The sequence below is a fragment of the Mesorhizobium sp. WSM4313 genome, assembly GCF_002294725.1.
Classification (GTDB): Bacteria; Pseudomonadota; Alphaproteobacteria; order Rhizobiales; family Rhizobiaceae; genus Mesorhizobium.
Map to the genome: position 1 here is coordinate 174,154 of NZ_NSFT01000010.1, position 15,785 is coordinate 189,938.

The following is a 15,785-nucleotide window of genomic DNA, read 5'->3' on the forward strand; positions in this document are numbered from 1 at the left end:
GGCTTAGGGAGGTGCGGCGTGATCAAATATCATCCTGTCCGTCTGAACGAACTCATCGAGCACTATATGGAAACGCGTTCCTCGCACCGCTCGCCGGTGTCGGTGGCCGCGGCCACGCGGGCCATCCTGACTGTCATGCCGGATTGCTCGATAGAGTCTCCTCAATTGAGCAACATGATCGCGCGGTCGGCCGTCAAGCACGGACACGCCGTCAGCTTCGATTGATGTCGGTCTAATCCGGCGAGGATCTCTCAAGGGGCCGCAAGGCCGGCGCGCCATGTCCAGCGGGTGACGCGCCGGATTGGTCGGCAGTGGGCTTGTCCAGCTGGGATTGGCAACACGAGAGGGGCGCGGCTGCGTCGTAGCCGGTGGCGGACACGCGCGGCAGCCGCTTCTCAGCGCTTGGCTCACGACGCATGATCAATCGGCGGCTCCGGCCGTCGAGATCGGTCATGCCCATTTCGACGCGATCTTGACCAGGCGCTTCCAAGGCCTCGTGGCTGGCCGCGACGGGATCAATAGCCGTGAAACCGAGCGCGAAAATCGCGGCTGTGGTATCCTGCTCAGGAAAATACGCGTCTCCAGGATGGTGCGCGAGCATCGGCGACTTTCTCGTCGATATGCGCTTCCTGCGCGCAGTCGTCCGCGGCAAATGGAGATTAACATAGGTAAGGTCGTTGCCCGGTCGTTCTGTGTATCACGGACAAGAAGGATAAGGATGAGGCGGCCTCTGATCCGGAAGCTCGAGAAGTTCACGCGGCTCTCGCAAGCCGACAAGGACATGCTGCTCAGAATAGCGGCGCAACGGGTTCGGCGTTTCGCTGCCCGCGAGGATATCATCCACGAGGGCGAGAAGCCCGAATTCATCAATCTGATCAGTGAGGGCTGGGCCTGCCGCTACAAGACCCTCCAAGACGGCCGCAGGCAGATCATCGCATTTTTTCTGCCTGGGGACCTGTGCGATCTGAATGTCTTCGTCCTGAAGGAAATGGACCATTCTATCGGCGCCATCACGCCGGTCGTGGTGTCGGAAATTTCGCGCACGGCCTTCGACGAGATGATGATCGGGCATCCGCGCATCACCCAGGCACTGTGGTGGGAATCGCTCGTCGCAGCGGCGATACAGCGCGAGTGGACGGTCAACCTCGGGCAGCGCGATGCACTGGAACGCATGGCACATTTATTGTGCGAGCTGTTCATCCGGCTGGAGGCCGCCGGCTGCACGAGCAATAGCAGTTGCGAGTTCCCGTTGACGCAGACGGAACTGGGCGAGACGCTGGGCATGTCGACGGTTCATGTGAATCGCACGCTGCAGGAGCTGCGCGCCTCGAACCTCATCGTGCTGAAGGACAGGACGCTGACCATTCCCAACCTTAAGGCATTGCAGGACGTCGCGCTGTTCAATCCCAATTATCTGCATCTCGATCGCGAAGGCAGGCATCTCGATGCCAATGAAGAGTGATGTCAAAGGGTCCGCCCAAAGAGCCGCTTGAACGCAGCCTGGCCGAGGTCCAGACGGCCCTGCACGAGCATGCGAGTGCCGAAGCCGGGCTGCGCGCAAGCGAGGAGAACCTGCAGGATTTCGGAGAGGCCGCCTCGGACGTGCTTTGGATTCGCAACGCCGAGACGCTGCAGTGGGAATATCTGAGCCCGGCTTTCGACGCCATTTACGGCATGAGCCGTGAAAAGGCTCTGGCCGGCGACAACTTCGCCAGCTGGATCGACCTTGTCCTGCCTGAAGACCGCGAGCATGTGCTGGCCCAGATCGAGCGCATTCGCGACGGTGAAAGCGTCACCTTCGAATACCGGATATGCCGGCCGGCCGACAATGAGATACGCTGGCTGCGCAACGCCGATTTTCCGTTGCGCGATGAAGCGGGAAAGGTCGCCCAGATCGGGGGCATCGGTCACGACATCACGCGTCAGAAGGAATGCGAGGAACAACACCAGGCCCGCTTCGCCGAATTGCAGCATCACGTGCGCAACACGCTGGCCGTCATCCGCTCGATCGTGCGGCGCACGATGGAGAGGAGCGAATCCCTGGACGAAGCCGCGGCCCATCTGGAAGGCCGCATCAACGCCTTCGCCCGGGTCCAGGCGGCCATCACACGCCGCCCGTCGATCGGTATCAGTCTGGCATTGATGGTGGCGGAAGAATTGCGTGCTGCGGGCGGCCGGGAAGGCGAGAACCTGACGATCGACGGTCCGCCCGTGACGCTTGCGCCCAAGGCCGCCGAGACAATGGGACTGGCCATCCACGAGTTAGCGACCAACGCCCTGAAATACGGAGCACTGTCTAGCCGCGCGGGCCGTATCGACATCCAATGGCAGCTGGAAGAGGACCTGCTCCATTTCAAATGGATGGAGAGCGGATCCCACGATTTCAAACCCGTCGAGCGGCGCGGCTTCGGCTTGGAGGTTCTGGAGGGCACCTTGCCATACGAACTCGGAGCGACGGTGGACTTGCGGCTCGCTCCGAGCGGGCTCAATTTCACGGCTGCCATCCCGCTTGAGGCCATCGGCGGCCAGTAGCACGACCACCACGGCTGTCGGCGACATGGTTGCCGCCCTTTCGAGATTATGCGCGATGACCCGTCAGCTGCTTCTCAAAAAGCGAGCCTCGTCCTCGTCCCTTTGCCGGCCGCCAAGCACTCCCGCAACGGCCGCGATGAAGGCGCCGATCACCAGCGACAATGCGCCAACCAGAGCAGTGGTGGCGCTTGCCTTGCGGGCCTTGTCGGCGGCCGCCTTGGCTTTGTTCTTGGCTTCCTCGACGCTAGCGAGGACCTCGTCCACCCGCTTCTGCGCATCGGCCTGTGGAAGGCCCGTCCGCGATGCCACCAGGCGGGCGAGATATGCCTTGTCATTCGCGCTCATTTCGCCGTTCGCAGCGCTGATTGCCAGTATGCGTGTTGCCTGCCCAGCGGCATCGGCATTGTTCTGCGGCGTGCCGGCCGGTGGTGTTGCAGCGGCTGCGTTATCGGCCGGCCGGAACAACGCGTCGACGAAATATCCAGCCAAATCATTGGCGGATGGCGACTGCGCCGACGAGGCCTGCGAAGTTGCACCGGCTGCGGCGCCGCTCAACAAGCCGGTCGTCGCCTGGGCGCCAGTGCCGACAATTCCCGAGATCGCCGTACCAAGGACGGTGGCCACCAGCAAGGTGGCAAGCGCCCAGGCCAGGAACCCGTGCGCGGTATCGCGGAAATACACCTCATCGGTATGAACGTTGACCCACTTGGTGCGAAGCCGTCCGGCAACATAGCCGCCAAGCGCGGATGACAGCCACTGCACTATGACCAGCCAGACCGCGGTCGACACGGCGAAAGTCGTCAGCGAAGCGCCGCCCCAGGGCGACATCATCGTCAGACCAAGCCCGGAACCGACGAGCATGAGGACGAGCGTCAGAGTGGCCGCGGCAAAAGCGCCCGCCACGATGGGTCCCCAATTGACGGCAGACGAAGATGTTTCGACCGCGGCTTCGTCGACCGCGGAAAAGGCATTGGTCATTGTCCGCTCCTACCGCGCGAAAAGCATCAAAAGGATAATGATCGGAATCGGAACGCCGAGCAGCCAGAGTAGAATACCTCGTCCCATTTGTTCCTCCTGCAAGTAATCTTCAGTGCTTGTAGGTAATTCCCGGATTCGGCTTTCGTTCCACCCGCGAGCAGAGCTCCGCGGCAAAGGCCGGTTTCGCCTCGACTCCGAGCTCTTGATTGAAGCAAAGGCCCGTCTCCGTTGTAAAAAAGGGCCGATCCTCATCGACGAATTCACCGGCTCCTCTCTTGCCCGCTGACCGGGCTCGCCATGGTCGATCGATCAGAAACCCGCCCGGCCAGAGCTGGCGGATTCCATTTTGGCCTTTTGAAACGCCACAAAGTCTGTCGCGGAACAAAGGCCGGGAATAGCGGTTCGGGCCCCATCAAACAGCAGGGAGCCTTCAGCCATGAGCTTGCGTATGTTGCTCGTTCCATCGACGGCCGTCGCGTTGATGCTTGCCTTTCCGGCCTTCGCGGCCGACGACGCGCAGACCTTCGTCGACAAGGCTGCCATCGGCGGGATGTTCGAAGTGGATTCCAGCAAGATCGCGCAAGACAATGCGAGGGATCAGCAGATCAAGGATTTCGCCAAGCGGATGATCACCGACCACGGCGCGGCGAACGCCAAACTGCAGAAGATCGCCGCCGAGCAGAAATTGCAGGTACCGACGCGATCCGATGCGGAGCATAAGAGCGATCTGGAACGGTTGCAGAGCACGACAGCCTCGCTGGATCAGCCTTACGTGGAGATGCAGCGCAAGGCACATGCGGACGCGGTCGGCCTGTTCGAGGCCTACGCCAAGGATGGAGACAATCCCGCGCTCAAATCTTTCGCGGCGGAAACCCTGCCGACACTGAAAATGCATCAGGACATGATCGAGAAGATCGCCCGCGCCAGCGCGAGCATGCCGGCGGTCAAATCGGCATCGACACCCAAACCACCCGCTCCGGTTCCCGGCGCAAACAGCTTCACCGAGGCGCAGGCGAAGAAGCGCATCCAGGATGCCGGCTATGCGGACGTGTCAGCGCTCGCCAAGGACGAGCAGGGCATCTGGCGTGGCCAGGCGACGAAGGACGGCAAGGGCACCTCCGTTGCACTCGACTATCAGGGCAACGTCTTCGCCGGCCAATAATAGACAGGAGAACCGACATGCAAACGATCACCGCGCTGTTCGACGACTATGACGACGCCGCTGACGCGGTAGGCGTGCTGGAATCCATCGGCGTCCCGTCATCTGACATCAGCATCATGGCCAACAATGCCCGCGGCTGGTATCGAAACACGCAATCGCCAGCCGCCGAGGATGCCGCCAGCGGCGCCGGTATCGGCGCGGTCGTGGGCGGCGCCGGAGGCTTGGCAACAGGCCTGGGCGCCATGGCGATACCGGGCGTCGGGCCGGTCGTCGCGGCCGGCTGGCTGGCGTCGACAGCCGCGGGCGCCGTCGCCGGAGCGATTGTGGGCGGCGCGGCTGGCGGCATTATCGGCAGCCTGACCGATGCCGGCGTGCCGGAGGAAGACGCGCATGTCTATGCCGAAGGCGTCCGCCGCGGCGGCACGCTGGTGACGGCTCGCGTCGAGGACGACCTCGCTTCGGAAGCCCGGGAAGTCCTTCACAGCTCCGCGTCGGTCAACGTCGCCGACCGCCGCAGCGAATATGAAGCGGGCGGGTGGGCAGCCTTCGATCCGGCTGCCGGCAGTTATTCGGCTGAGGATGTCGAGCGGGAAGCGGCGCGCCGAAGGACGACCTAACCTCGCCGTCGGCGGCCACAACAGACGCAAAGCCAGCCAGGAGTTCGACATGAGACGGGTGCTTCTGCCACTGATATTGGCTGCGGTGGTCCTGGTGCTCTGTTATTGGGCCTTCGTCTATGTCGGCACAGGCTGGCAAACAGCGCCAGTCAAACGGGCACCCGAGCAAAACCAGGGCGGGAACGCGCCGCAGGATACCTCGCCGGCCGCCGGCATCACGAAGAATCCGCAGGATGCCAGCAAGATGCCGGGGGCTCAGTGACAGTTCGAGCGCGATATCCGTTCTTTCCTGGAGGCCTATTCGCGCGCGATGAATTTGTTGAAGCGGCTGATGGTACCCTCCGCGGTCATGTCCTGGTGGACGAACGCCAAATTGTCGTCGTCCAGCACTTTGAAGAAGTCTTCCCATTCGATCGGTCTCAGATCTTCGTCGCCTGCGCCGAAATCGACCCGCAGGATCGCGCCCTTCCCCGCCCCGGCGACGACGGCAGGCCTGCCCTCGCGCGCCTCGATCCAAGCTCGGATCACTTCGTGATTTGAGGTCGTCATAGCCTCGCTCATTGCGGCCTCCTGGTTGACAGTTCCCGCTATCTCAGAGGAACCCGAAGATATCCCGCTTGTTCCCCTGCGCCCGGTTCGGGAGCCACGCGGCGATCCAGACGAAGAAGGCCCGCTGCCTGCATGCGGCAACGGGCCATGGGCCTGATGGGACCCTGGATCGCTAGAGGGAGGGCGATCGGCTTTCGAACCGGCAGGCGACAGAAATGTTCCGGAGAAAGTTCCACGTTTCCAGGGCGTCGGGTACTGGGAAAACTTTCTTCGGCATTTTCGGTGTCGCCTCGCGCCCGCTGAAATGATGTTGCCGAACGGCAATCGGGATGAATGTTTCAGCCGGCGGAGCGGGCATGCCCTGGCTTGGCTATCTTGGACCTTCATCCGATTCTTCCCCTGCCCCGGTCGCTTGGGAACTGTCCGATTTTAGCCGCGAGAACGCACGAACCGGCGCTTGCCTCGGTGCCGGGGCTCGAGATTTTCGGCGCCACCATCGCGGCAGAAACTCGGCAATCAGGCTTTGAATTATGCCTTTCATCCGATCGCCTCATGGAAGGTTTGGAGACGAACAACTCCCGGCCATGATTGTTCCGCATCGTTGCGATCGGAACGTCCAGGTCGACAATCAATTCGGGCGGGCTTTGCGCGTCCGCAACGCTATCGCGGCGTCGAGCTTACGCGCCAGTGCCAACATTCGAGACGGTGCATTCTCGCATCTCAGCGCCTCCAACGCGACGCTCATCTCACGCTCCGGCGTCGTCATCTTGGAGGGTTCCTCCCCAGATCTGAGCACTTGACGAGCCTTGCGTGTCACGGCCGTTCCCCTAACATGGGTTAATGCCTGCCCCACTAACCCACTGATGGGAAAAAGGTTCCTGTCCCGCCAGTCTGCTGGACCGACGAGCTTTCCTCTCGGGGCAGCTGTCCCGAATATCGTCGGCGCAGCCTATTGCCTGCCGAAGCTTATCAGGAAGCTCGCCAGCGCCTCTCGGGTCTGCTCAGGCGCCTCGCGGGTCGGAAAGTGGCCGACGCCCGGCAGAAGCTCACGTTCGTAGCTTGCCGAGAAATACTCCTCCTTGCCTTCGGACGAACCCGGCAGAACGACGCGGTCGTCATCGCCATGAAGGACCAGTGTCGGCACCGAGATGACCTCCGCCTCAACCTGCTTGCGCGCGAGTTCAGCGTAGCGCGGATCGGGATCCGCCTCCCCCCAGCGCACGCGATAGGAATGCAGCGTCACATCCGGCCAGTCCGGATTTTTGAAGGACTTCGCCACACGGTCAAACAGCGCGTCGTCAAACCAGCGTGGCGGGCTCCAGCTGTCCCACTGGAATCGCGCGAAGGAGTGGCCGTGCTGTCGCACGAACTGCTCGCCACGCTCGGTCGCCATGAACCACTGGTACCAGAAGGCCCTCGCCTGCTCCAAAGGCGGCGTCGGAAGCGAGCCGGGTTGCCATCCCAGCGAAAGCGCCGCGCAGCATCTTATCCTCTGCGGAAAGACGGAGGCGAGCAGGTAGGCGATGCGTGCCCCCCAGTCGTGGCCGACAACCGCGAACCGTTCGAGGCCGATGGCATCGGCAAAGTCGAGCGCGTCCTGCGCCATGGCGACGATCTCGCCTGAGCGCATCGTTTCGCCGGAGTGGAACACGGTTCCTCCAAACCCGCGCAGCCATGGCGCGAAGGTGCGAAAGCCCGCGGCATGAAGAAATGGCGACACGTCCGCAAAAGTGGTTGCATCATCGGGCCAGCCATGAAGGAGCAGCACGGGCGCTCCGTCCACGGATCCGCCGCTCACATAGGCGACCCGCAGCAGCGGCGTGTCGCAGAAAACAGGCTCTTCCACAGATCCTCCTCAGAGCAGCACATGGCAGTGGCCGCCACAACCCCTTGCAATCGGGTTTGTTCCTTGTGACCGCCGGCCCGGCCCGATCCGACGAGGGAACCAACCGTGGTCTTGCCGGTTCGGAAGCCAACAGCGGAGCCTCGCCATGCCCAACGCAGCCGAAATCCTCGTCGACACCCTGATTGCCTGGAACGTCGAAGTCGTGTTCGGCCTGCCCGGCGACGGCATCAATGGCGTCATGGAGGCGCTGCGCAAAAACCGGGACAGGATATCCTTCGTCCAGGTGCGGCATGAGGAATCGGCCGCTTTCATGGCTTGCGCCTACGCCAAATGGACAGGCAAGCTCGGCGTATGCCTCGCAACGTCGGGGCCCGGCGGTACTCACCTTCTCACCGGCCTCTACGACGCCAAGCTCGACCAGGCGCCGGTGCTGGCAATTACCGGCATGCAGTTCCATGACCTGATCGAGACATTCACCCAACAGGATGTCGATCTCACCCGCGTCTTCAACGACGTCAGCGTCTACAACGTCCAGGTCTCGGACGCGGCGCATATGGAGAACGTGGCCAGCCTCGCCTGCCGCACCGCGCTCGCCCGCAGGGGCGTCGCCCATCTTTCAATCGCCAGCGATATCCAGGAACAGCCCGCCGACGCGGCCAAGCGATCCAAGCGCAACCGGCCGGCGCACACGCCGCAGGGCATGTTCGCTCCTCATTGCGTCGCGCAAGACAGGGAGTTGGACAAGGCCGCGGCCACTCTCAACGACGCAGCGCGCGTGGCGATCCTCGCGGGACGCGGAGCGATTGGCGCGGCAGCCGAGCTTGAAGAATCGGCGCGGCTGTTGCAGGCGCCGGTCGTCAAGGCGCTGCTGGGCAAGGCGGTGCTGCCGGACGACCATCCTTACACCACTGGCGGCATTGGCATTCTGGGCACCTTGCCATCGCAGGAGGCGATGGAAACATGCGACGCCGTCCTCATTGTCGGCTCGACCTTTCCCTACATCGAGTACTACCCCCGGCCGGGCAAGGCGCGTGGCGTCCAGATCGATTGCGATGCGCAGCGCATCGGCCTGCGCTTTCCGGTCGAAGCCGGTCTGGTCGGCGATGCGGCGGAGACCTTGCGCGCCCTCAACAAGCGGCTGAAGCAGAAAGCTGACGGCGAGTTCCTGGCGACGGCGCAAGGCTCGATGCGCAAATGGCGCGAGATGATGCGCCAGTCCGAAGACGACTTGGCTCATCCTCTCAAGCCACAACGCGTCGCGCGCGCCTTCGGCGAACGTCTTGCGGAGAATGCGATTCTGGCCACCGATTCCGGCCAGAACACCGAGCTTGCCGCCCGTCATGTCGATCTCCGCGCGGGGCAAGCCTTTGGCGTTTCCGGTGCGCTTGCCTCCATGTCCTGCGGCCTCAGCTATGCGATCGCCGCCGGCATAGCCTTTCCCGGCCGCCCTGTCGCGGCGATCGTCGGCGATGGCGGGCTCGCCATGCAACTGGGCGAGTTTTCGACGGCCGTGCGCTATGGCATTCCGCTGAAACTCCTGGTCATCAAGAACAACATGCTGAACCAGATCGCCTGGGAGCAGATGATGTTCCTCGGCAATCCCCAATTCGGCTGCGAGCTGCAGCCGATCGATTTTGCCAAGGCCGCCGAGGCGATGGGTGGAAAAGGGTTCAGCATCGAGCGGGCGGAGGAGGTCGAGCGCGTGCTCGACCAGGCTTTCGCCGCCAGCGGGCCGGTGATCATAGAAGCGCTCGTCGACGCCTATGAGCCGATGATGCCGCCGAAAATGCCGCCCGATTACGCCAAGAACTTCCGCAAGGCGCTGCCTCGGACTCCGGGCCGCGACCAGATCGAGGAAAACGTCGCACAGGAGCCAGCCAAGACGATGATGGAGGCCGGCGAATAGGCGGGAATTCTGACACTCGACCTTTCCCGCCAGCGCCGTCGAATGGTCGATGTTCATCTCGGCGGCGGCGGCACACATGAGCGGCGAATCCTGGCGGCGATGCGGAGGTTCCGCGTGAAGTCTGGGCTACGAGGAATGGTCATTGGGGGAAACCAGTGCCCGAAAATCCAAAAAATCCGAGCGACGCTGATATGGAACGATCCCGGCATCGGCACCTCTAAGGGCACTTTCAAGGAGCCATGGCGGGACACGGTCGAAGGCGATGTGAAACGACTCCAACATCGCGGCCGGGATCGACCCGAGGCAGAAAGTTCGAACAACAGATAAGCCTAGTTGTTCTATGACGCGCATTCGATATGGCAGCATTGTTGGTTTCATGTGTAATCGACAAGAAGTTATGGAATAGCACCTGCCAGTCTGGAACATCGACAGGGATTTCTTGTTTGAGACATATCGCAATCGGGCGATCAAACAGGAGACTTCCCCATGATTAGACTTCTCTCGGCTTCGGCTGTCGCAATTGTCCTGGCTACATCCGCAATGGCCCAATCCAGCGGCTCTGGAACCAGTGGCAACGGGTCTGGAACAGCCACCACGACCGGAACCAACGGCATGAACAACAACGGCAATGGCGGCACGGTCGATCCAAACGCCACAAACAGCACGACCACAGTACCGTCCGGCGGCATGGGCGACCGGTGCAAGGATGCGGCTGGCAACGATATCGACAACAATACCGCTAGCGGCAACACCACATCCAACATGCAGAATTGCAACAAGTAGCCGTTTCGCGCCTGTAGCTTTCGCACACCGAGAAGGTCCGCCTGTGTCGAGGACGGGCCTCCTTGGTCACGATTTGGGATCTAACCGCTCCGCCTCACATCCCGCGGTCCGGAACATAAAGGCAGAAGGAGTGCTGAGAACTGGTGTCGCCCCCGGGCTTGCACTCGTGAAAATATTCGTCGCGTGATCGCTTGATGCGGTGGTCGCTGTAGGGGATCAGCTCGCCGGTCGAGAGTTGGTAGCCGTATTTCGTCTCTTTCACGTCCGAAGGCGGGGCCTGATAGCAATCCACTCCGGCGCAGCAGGAAGGATCGTACTGCCAGCCCGCCGGCCGATGCCGGGGCACAAAGAGAACCTGCCAAGAGGCCTGCCGGCAAAACCAGCCAAGCCTTCGTTCGGGGCTGAACAGGCGGGCGACACGTCATCGCGCCCGCTCGTTTCCGGAAATGCATGCTGGGGGCTTTTCTGTTCATCGTCGGTCCGCCGTTTTACAGCAACCGGATGGTCTCGGAGCCTGGCTACTCGCCGCCTCGATGCCGGAACCGGCGGAGACGATTGCTACCGAACTTAGAATTCAAAGCTATGTTCCAGGGGGCGCGCCGCCGTTCATTCCTTTACATAGGCGCCGGGCTGACGGCCGCTCCTGGGCGCCTTGGCGTCCTTGGAATGCTCCGCGACAGCGCGACCGGCCCCTGAGCTCTTTTCCGTCGCCGCGCTTGGCGTCGGCTGTCGGGGCGGATTGCGGCCCTCAGATTGACGGGTCTTGTCCTCGACCTCGCCCTGCTTGCGGCTGAGGCCCGGATCGACATGGGGCCTTTCATTGCCGGCGGCGTCCTGGGAAAATTCGTCGCTCGGATCCGGATCGGTATTGGTGGGATATTTCGTGGCGCCGGTCTCGCGACGGTTCTGACTGTTCTTCATGACTCTGTCTCCGGTTGGATGAAAGATAACCCCGGCGCGAGAGCGGCGTTCCCAACTGCTGGGCAATCCATTTCAGGTCCGGTGGAACAAACCTCCAGGCATGCGATTAGGCGCAGACAATGCAGTTCAGCCGTGCGAGAGGAGCCAGGCATGGACAGGGAAGAACGCATCAGGCAACGCGCCCATGAGATCTGGGAGCGTGAGGGCCGTCCGGAGGGCCGCCAGCAGGAACACTGGGATCAAGCCGTCCAGGAGATCGAGTCGGAAGGTTCGGAAGTCGAGCGCGGGCCGGTGGCGCCCGATCCCGCGGTTGGCGCCGGCTCTGACCCCGCCGCCAACAGGCCAGGCGGCTGAAGCGCGTCGGCCCGCGGATGCGTATCCTAATTGCTCTCGGCATTCTGGTGATCGTTCTGGTCGCCATTTGGGTTTGGGCTGACCAAAACGGCGGCCGCCCGAGCGGCGGCGCCCAGCAGCCCTCGCCGCACGCTATCGACCAGAATGGCTGACAGGACAGCCAGCCTCAGGGCGTCGCCGTTTCGCCGGGCTCATGCCGCCTCGCCTTGTCAGGCACCAGCCGGCCCGAGTTGGCGCGCAGGCCTCTGAAGAACTCCTCCACATAGGGCAGCAGCTCGAACAGCGCGATCACGATCATCACGGCGGCAATGTATATCACCGGCAGTTGCTGTTCTTTCCAGGTCAAGTCGAAGCGAGCCCTTTCCGTTCCGGCGCCGAATAGCGCCAGGAACTGGCCCCAATGCAGCGCCACCACTATGACCAGCCCCATCAGCGGAATCATTTCCAGAAAGCTGTGCACGTGCTGCTCGACGGGGCTCACCGTGCGAGCCGTGGTCGCATAGCGCACGTCCCATATCGCCGTCGCTTCGTGAATGAAGAAGGTGACGATCATCACGGCGATGACCAGAGCGTTCACCTCCAGGAACATTGCCGCAAGCAGCGGGATTCCAACCTCGGCGAACATCAGCAAGTGAATGAGCGATTCCTTCGCACCGGTCGTCGATTCGATGTGGGTGGCGCGATGGCAGAGCCAGTCGGCAAAGCCCGCAACCAACCAGACCGGCAGGATGAAGTACATCAGGATGAGGACCATGGGATCGGCCAGCACGCCGCAGCTCCCTGTTTGCCGCCGTTCGCGTCGCGCCTGAACTTTGCAGCCTCGCGATCGAGCACGTTCGGCTCGTTGCGGTATTCAGGATCAGCGCCAGCGCCAACCCGCTTGGAATTCTCGTTCTTTCCGCAAGCTCGCGGACACGGGCGGCATTTTGGCGCTCGCTGTCTTCCCTGGCGTCATGGGTCATGGTCCCGGCCGACTCCCGCCGGGTGTCGAACCGCCGGCCGGCGGAATGGTTCCATGCCTGTCAGATCCGGCGCGGCGAACCGCCGGAACGGTTCACCCATCGCCGCGTTCTACCCGTTAGCTTCCCTGTGACCTCATGGACACACGCGCCGGTATCGACGCGAGATGCCCCGTGACTGAGGTCTCACCAACGTCAGAATATGAACTAAGGAGCTTCGTGTGCGAAATCTCAGGGGACTTCACCTCTTGATCGCGGAGGACGAGTGGCTGCTGGCCAGCGATCTGGCGAACTTCTTCGCTGGGATGGGCGCCATCATTCTCGGGCCGGCAGCGACAGTGGAGCAGGCCGGGCGACATGCAAAAGTGGCGGACGCAGCGATTCTGGATGTAAGCCTGCATGGTCGCCTCGTCTTCCCGGTCGCGGACGAATTGATGCGGCGCAACGTGCCCTTCGTCTTCTTCAGCGGGTATGACGAGATCGCCATCCCCGAGCGTTTGCGTTTCGCGAGCAGCCTGAGCAAGTCGTCGAACCGCGCCGTCGTGGTCGATGCGCTGTTCCCGCCGGAACCCTTTGCAGAGCCAGTGACCGTCGCGCGGCCGGCGCCCGCGGCGGAGGACGTCGTTGCGCTGCTCCCCAAGCTCCGGCTCACCGCACGTCTGCTGCTGTGCGATGCCGGCGCTTCCGACCGCCTTGTCGAGCACACTTTGGAGCAGGCGCTTGAAGATATCGACAAAAGGCCCGAGGGGTCATCGATCGCCGACTGGCTGAACACCATCATGCTCACGGTAGCGCGGCTACGCGGAGCTTGTCTGCTGCACTGATCGGAGGGCAGCCGCGCCGCCGGCGACCTGCGCTCGCCTGGCGACCAGCTTTCTCAATGCGTCAGGCGGCTTCTGAGCCAGGCAATGATCCGGTTGCCTTTTATGATCCGACGGACCCGCGCCGCAGCCCAGCTGGCCTGCATCGTCGCGCCGGCATGGCAGCTGCACACGACATCATGCAATTGCCAATCGGACAATTCGAAAAAGCGCTTCGCCTCGCCGTAGGTATCTGACCGCAAACCGGCCGCGCGCAGCAACGGATCATCGAAAGCAACCGCGAGCGGCGATCCGTCCGCCCGCACCTGTTCGCGAACCTCTGGATCGACATATTCGGTGCCCGTCAGCGCGGAGAGACACCTAAGCGGATTGCGGTCCAGCAGTTCCGCCCACCGCTCGATCCGCTGCGTTCTCGTGGCAAGGGGGATCAATCCAAGCCGGTCGACGACTGCCACCGATTGAAGTTCATATGAGGTCTGATGCTTCATTGCTGTCTCCTGTGGTTTTGGCGGCGACATCTGTACAGCGGCGCGGCAGGCCTGCCGGGCTTGAGGCCCACCCTGCGAGGAACAGGCGCGGGGCCGATCAGGTGTTGCCCACCGATCTTCGACAAACGCCTGGCATGGCGTCTGAAGCAAACCCGAACTGCCAGTCATCCGCTATGTTCCCGTCATCCATCGCGACGCGCCTGGGCCGGCACCGAATCGTGCAGATTGCAGGAACGGTTCTTACAGCCCGGTTTGGACGCTCGTAGCGGAATGGCCCGTCCCAAAGGCCTCTCCAACCACCACAACATCATCGTCATGGGCGCGTCGGCCGGCGGAATCGAGCCGTTGAAGCAGATCGTCGCCAACCTTCCGGTCGATCTGCCGGCGGCCATCTTTGTCGTGCTGCATATCTGTCACCGGCTACGACAGCGTCACCGTCTTCCCGACCGGTTTCGCGACAAGCCCAAGCTGTCGAAGCCGGTCGACTACAACCTTTTGATCGAAGCGGTGTCGCGGTTCCGCAAGAGCGATGCGCCGGACTGAGAAAGCCTGGCCTACGACATGGTGCGATCGCCTATCAACCGGCTCGCAAGCTCGACCAGATGCCGGATCGGCGCAGGCTTCAGCAGAAAAGGCGCGCCATGGAAGACAGGCGACTGGAAGGCCGGATCGTAGCCCGAATGCACGACGAAAGGCACACCCGCCTCCTTGAGGCGAGCGGCGGCGGTCCCCCTTTGGCCGTCGAGCAATTGGATGTCGATGATGGCCAGATCGGGCTGGTTGTCGTCCAGCCAGGTCGCGGCTGCCCGTTCCGAGGCCACGCAGGCCACCTCGTAACCGAGCGCCTTTAAGCCGTCCGCCACGTCGCAAGCGATCAGATATTCGTCTTCAATGATCAGTGCCAGGGGCGCTTGCATGACGATCTCCTCTGGCACGCTTACGTCCTCCTGGCAAACGGCTTGTTGTACTCCGCCGGCCCGGGAAGCGCACGACGTTTCGCCCGCAAACGGCTGCGCAGCTGCCGATAGGATTGGGGCCGGCTTGGTCCAAGCCTGCGTCCTCGCCCCGGCTGAGCTGGATCGCGTCGAGGTCTGACAAGGCCGCGCGGGCCTCGAACAGGCGAAGAAATTCCGGCCTCAGCCCATCGCCCCGTGCGGCGGCAATCGCGTGCAGGGGCATAAAGGTCTTTATCGTCCGATCTTTCACAGACTTGCCTCCATCACAATGCGGCGGCCTTTTCCCGCCTTGCCTCATCGAAATCGACCGACAAGATTACATCGCCGTCGCCGCCGCGAACCCGAACCGCCCAGCCCTCCCGCCGAGCTTCGGCAGCCGAATCGTCGAGAAGATCGATCGCCGAGCGCAACGCTTCATCATGAACAGCTTGGAGATTGGGCAATTCCACCCCTTCAAGCCGCCTCAAACTGCCACCCTCGCGATATTCGAATGTATAGAGATCCTGGCCCACGTCGATTGGCCTCTCGACGGCGGGCCGGACGGCATCCACGGACCTGTCCTGGCTGCCTTGCGCAGACCGGCCGCCGAATGCCGCGCACTGAATCATCAACTCTTTGGCGCGATCGACAAGCGCGGCATCGCCGGGCAACGGGTCGGACACAACCATGGTGACAGCGATCTTTTCCCCGCCCTCGCCGAGAAATTCGACCGTCACGTTTCCAGGACCGGCATGTATCGCTGTGTCGAGAACTTGCATTCCTGCCTCTTCATCTCCCTGTCGGGAATACAAAGCTCCCCTGCTCCTGAAAGTTCCGCCGGAGTTCACGAATCGACTTGGATAGCAGCGCCCGACATCCCGCAACGCTCGCGATGAACTGCAAGGCAGCTTCCTGATCGATATCCATCTTAAAG

The 15,785-nt window shown here is 62.5% G+C and carries 19 protein-coding genes; 11 read left to right on the forward strand and 8 right to left on the reverse strand.

What is annotated here, in order from left to right; all coding sequences use genetic code 11:
- The first annotated feature begins 18 nt into the window (after positions 1-18).
- The 3 genes from CK219_RS22025 to CK219_RS22040 all read left to right on the forward strand — a co-directional run bounded on the left by CK219_RS22025 (position 19) and on the right by CK219_RS22040 (position 2,532).
- Positions 19-225 carry a hypothetical protein gene (locus tag CK219_RS22025; RefSeq protein ID WP_095768841.1) on the forward strand — a complete coding sequence of 69 codons (207 nt, stop codon included), beginning with the start codon at positions 19-21 and terminating at the stop codon, positions 223-225.
- A 493-nt stretch (positions 226-718) separates the two neighbouring features.
- Complete coding sequence (locus CK219_RS22035; RefSeq protein WP_095768843.1) at positions 719-1,462, forward strand: Crp/Fnr family transcriptional regulator; 744 nt, start codon at positions 719-721, stop codon at positions 1,460-1,462.
- Positions 1,462-2,532, forward strand: a complete 1,071-nt coding sequence (locus CK219_RS22040) for an HWE histidine kinase domain-containing protein (protein ID WP_095768844.1) — start codon at positions 1,462-1,464, stop codon at positions 2,530-2,532. The genes CK219_RS22035 and CK219_RS22040 overlap by 1 nt, the downstream gene beginning before the upstream one ends.
- 63 nt (positions 2,533-2,595) lie before the next feature.
- Here CK219_RS22040 and CK219_RS22045 read toward each other — a convergent pair whose 3' ends face one another.
- Positions 2,596-3,510 (reverse strand): hypothetical protein, encoded by a 915-nt coding sequence (locus tag CK219_RS22045; RefSeq protein WP_095768845.1) that lies wholly within the window; start codon positions 3,508-3,510, stop codon positions 2,596-2,598.
- A gap of 436 nt (positions 3,511-3,946) precedes the next feature.
- On the opposite strand from CK219_RS22045, the gene CK219_RS22050 reads away from it, so the two are divergent.
- Genes CK219_RS22050 through CK219_RS22060 form a run of 3 tightly spaced genes read left to right on the forward strand, consistent with a single transcriptional unit; the run spans position 3,947 to position 5,551 of the window.
- Positions 3,947-4,672 carry a DUF4142 domain-containing protein gene (locus tag CK219_RS22050; protein ID WP_095768846.1) on the forward strand — a complete coding sequence of 242 codons (726 nt, stop codon included), beginning with the start codon at positions 3,947-3,949 and terminating at the stop codon, positions 4,670-4,672.
- A 17-nt stretch (positions 4,673-4,689) separates the two neighbouring features.
- Positions 4,690-5,289, forward strand: coding sequence for a hypothetical protein (locus tag CK219_RS22055; RefSeq protein WP_095768847.1), 600 nt, complete (start codon positions 4,690-4,692; stop codon positions 5,287-5,289).
- Positions 5,290-5,338: 49 nt separating this feature from the next.
- Entirely contained in the window at positions 5,339-5,551 is a 213-nt protein-coding gene (locus CK219_RS22060) for a hypothetical protein (RefSeq protein ID WP_095768904.1), read from the forward strand.
- Positions 5,552-5,586: 35 nt separating this feature from the next.
- Here CK219_RS22060 and CK219_RS22065 read toward each other — a convergent pair whose 3' ends face one another.
- Together CK219_RS22065 and CK219_RS22070 are read right to left on the reverse strand one after the other, a co-directional pair.
- Positions 5,587-5,850, reverse strand: coding sequence for a hypothetical protein (locus CK219_RS22065; protein WP_095768848.1), 264 nt, complete (start codon positions 5,848-5,850; stop codon positions 5,587-5,589).
- A gap of 937 nt (positions 5,851-6,787) precedes the next feature.
- Positions 6,788-7,684: an alpha/beta hydrolase gene (locus CK219_RS22070; protein ID WP_095768849.1), complete on the reverse strand. Its 897-nt coding sequence runs from the start codon at positions 7,682-7,684 to the stop codon at positions 6,788-6,790.
- Between the two features lie 145 nt (positions 7,685-7,829).
- Between CK219_RS22070 and CK219_RS22075 the strand changes: the two genes are divergently transcribed.
- Together CK219_RS22075 and CK219_RS22085 are read left to right on the forward strand one after the other, a co-directional pair.
- The gene (locus tag CK219_RS22075) at positions 7,830-9,590 is read left to right on the forward strand and encodes a thiamine pyrophosphate-dependent enzyme (RefSeq protein ID WP_095768850.1); all 1,761 of its coding nucleotides are present in this window, start codon (positions 7,830-7,832) and stop codon (positions 9,588-9,590) included.
- A 486-nt stretch (positions 9,591-10,076) separates the two neighbouring features.
- Positions 10,077-10,373 (forward strand): hypothetical protein, encoded by a 297-nt coding sequence (locus CK219_RS22085; protein WP_095768852.1) that lies wholly within the window; start codon positions 10,077-10,079, stop codon positions 10,371-10,373.
- Between the two features lie 606 nt (positions 10,374-10,979).
- Here CK219_RS22085 and CK219_RS22090 read toward each other — a convergent pair.
- The gene (locus tag CK219_RS22090) at positions 10,980-11,294 is read right to left on the reverse strand and encodes a hypothetical protein (RefSeq protein ID WP_095768853.1); all 315 of its coding nucleotides are present in this window, start codon (positions 11,292-11,294) and stop codon (positions 10,980-10,982) included.
- Positions 11,295-11,444: 150 nt separating this feature from the next.
- On the opposite strand from CK219_RS22090, the gene CK219_RS22095 reads away from it, so the two are divergent.
- The gene (locus tag CK219_RS22095) at positions 11,445-11,648 is read left to right on the forward strand and encodes a DUF2934 domain-containing protein (protein WP_095768854.1); all 204 of its coding nucleotides are present in this window, start codon (positions 11,445-11,447) and stop codon (positions 11,646-11,648) included.
- 166 nt (positions 11,649-11,814) lie between these two features.
- Here CK219_RS22095 and CK219_RS22100 read toward each other — a convergent pair whose 3' ends face one another.
- Positions 11,815-12,417 carry a diguanylate cyclase gene (locus CK219_RS22100; protein WP_095768855.1) on the reverse strand — a complete coding sequence of 201 codons (603 nt, stop codon included), beginning with the start codon at positions 12,415-12,417 and terminating at the stop codon, positions 11,815-11,817.
- Positions 12,418-12,855: 438 nt separating this feature from the next.
- Here CK219_RS22100 and CK219_RS22105 point away from each other — a divergent pair, with 438 nt between their 5' ends.
- Positions 12,856-13,431 (forward strand): response regulator, encoded by a 576-nt coding sequence (locus CK219_RS22105; RefSeq protein ID WP_245340579.1) that lies wholly within the window; start codon positions 12,856-12,858, stop codon positions 13,429-13,431.
- A gap of 53 nt (positions 13,432-13,484) precedes the next feature.
- Here the strand turns inward: CK219_RS22105 and CK219_RS22110 are convergent, their stop codons facing one another.
- Complete coding sequence (locus CK219_RS22110; RefSeq protein ID WP_095768857.1) at positions 13,485-13,916, reverse strand: hypothetical protein; 432 nt, start codon at positions 13,914-13,916, stop codon at positions 13,485-13,487.
- A gap of 270 nt (positions 13,917-14,186) precedes the next feature.
- Between CK219_RS22110 and CK219_RS22115 the strand changes: the two genes are divergently transcribed.
- Positions 14,187-14,459 carry a chemotaxis protein CheB gene (locus CK219_RS22115; protein WP_095768858.1) on the forward strand — a complete coding sequence of 91 codons (273 nt, stop codon included), beginning with the start codon at positions 14,187-14,189 and terminating at the stop codon, positions 14,457-14,459.
- Positions 14,460-14,470: 11 nt separating this feature from the next.
- Here CK219_RS22115 and CK219_RS22120 read toward each other — a convergent pair whose 3' ends face one another.
- Together CK219_RS22120 and CK219_RS22125 are read right to left on the reverse strand one after the other, a co-directional pair.
- The gene (locus CK219_RS22120; protein ID WP_095768859.1) at positions 14,471-14,833 is read right to left on the reverse strand and encodes a response regulator; all 363 of its coding nucleotides are present in this window, start codon (positions 14,831-14,833) and stop codon (positions 14,471-14,473) included.
- Positions 14,834-15,135: 302 nt separating this feature from the next.
- Complete coding sequence (locus CK219_RS22125; RefSeq protein ID WP_141245397.1) at positions 15,136-15,630, reverse strand: hypothetical protein; 495 nt, start codon at positions 15,628-15,630, stop codon at positions 15,136-15,138.
- Positions 15,631-15,785: the final 155 nt, after the last annotated feature.

What these genes read in the sequence shown, in the direction of transcription:
- CK219_RS22055 (WP_095768847.1), top strand. Translation starts at nt 4,690, where the DNA reads ATGCAAACGATCACCGCGCTGTTCGACGACTATGACGACGCCGCTGAC.
- CK219_RS22125 (WP_141245397.1), bottom strand. Translation starts at nt 15,630, where the DNA reads ATGCAAGTTCTCGACACAGCGATACATGCCGGTCCTGGAAACGTGACG.
- CK219_RS22050 (WP_095768846.1), top strand. Translation starts at nt 3,947, where the DNA reads ATGAGCTTGCGTATGTTGCTCGTTCCATCGACGGCCGTCGCGTTGATG.
- CK219_RS22040 (WP_095768844.1), top strand. Translation starts at nt 1,462, where the DNA reads ATGTCAAAGGGTCCGCCCAAAGAGCCGCTTGAACGCAGCCTGGCCGAG.
- CK219_RS22075 (WP_095768850.1), top strand. Translation starts at nt 7,830, where the DNA reads ATGCCCAACGCAGCCGAAATCCTCGTCGACACCCTGATTGCCTGGAAC.
- CK219_RS22085 (WP_095768852.1), top strand. Translation starts at nt 10,077, where the DNA reads ATGATTAGACTTCTCTCGGCTTCGGCTGTCGCAATTGTCCTGGCTACA.
- CK219_RS22045 (WP_095768845.1), bottom strand. Translation starts at nt 3,510, where the DNA reads ATGACCAATGCCTTTTCCGCGGTCGACGAAGCCGCGGTCGAAACATCT.
- CK219_RS22120 (WP_095768859.1), bottom strand. Translation starts at nt 14,833, where the DNA reads ATGCAAGCGCCCCTGGCACTGATCATTGAAGACGAATATCTGATCGCT.
- CK219_RS22115 (WP_095768858.1), top strand. Translation starts at nt 14,187, where the DNA reads ATGGCCCGTCCCAAAGGCCTCTCCAACCACCACAACATCATCGTCATG.
- CK219_RS22095 (WP_095768854.1), top strand. Translation starts at nt 11,445, where the DNA reads ATGGACAGGGAAGAACGCATCAGGCAACGCGCCCATGAGATCTGGGAG.
- CK219_RS22035 (WP_095768843.1), top strand. Translation starts at nt 719, where the DNA reads ATGAGGCGGCCTCTGATCCGGAAGCTCGAGAAGTTCACGCGGCTCTCG.
- CK219_RS22065 (WP_095768848.1), bottom strand. Translation starts at nt 5,850, where the DNA reads ATGAGCGAGGCTATGACGACCTCAAATCACGAAGTGATCCGAGCTTGG.
- CK219_RS22110 (WP_095768857.1), bottom strand. Translation starts at nt 13,916, where the DNA reads ATGAAGCATCAGACCTCATATGAACTTCAATCGGTGGCAGTCGTCGAC.
- CK219_RS22090 (WP_095768853.1), bottom strand. Translation starts at nt 11,294, where the DNA reads ATGAAGAACAGTCAGAACCGTCGCGAGACCGGCGCCACGAAATATCCC.
- CK219_RS22060 (WP_095768904.1), top strand. Translation starts at nt 5,339, where the DNA reads ATGAGACGGGTGCTTCTGCCACTGATATTGGCTGCGGTGGTCCTGGTG.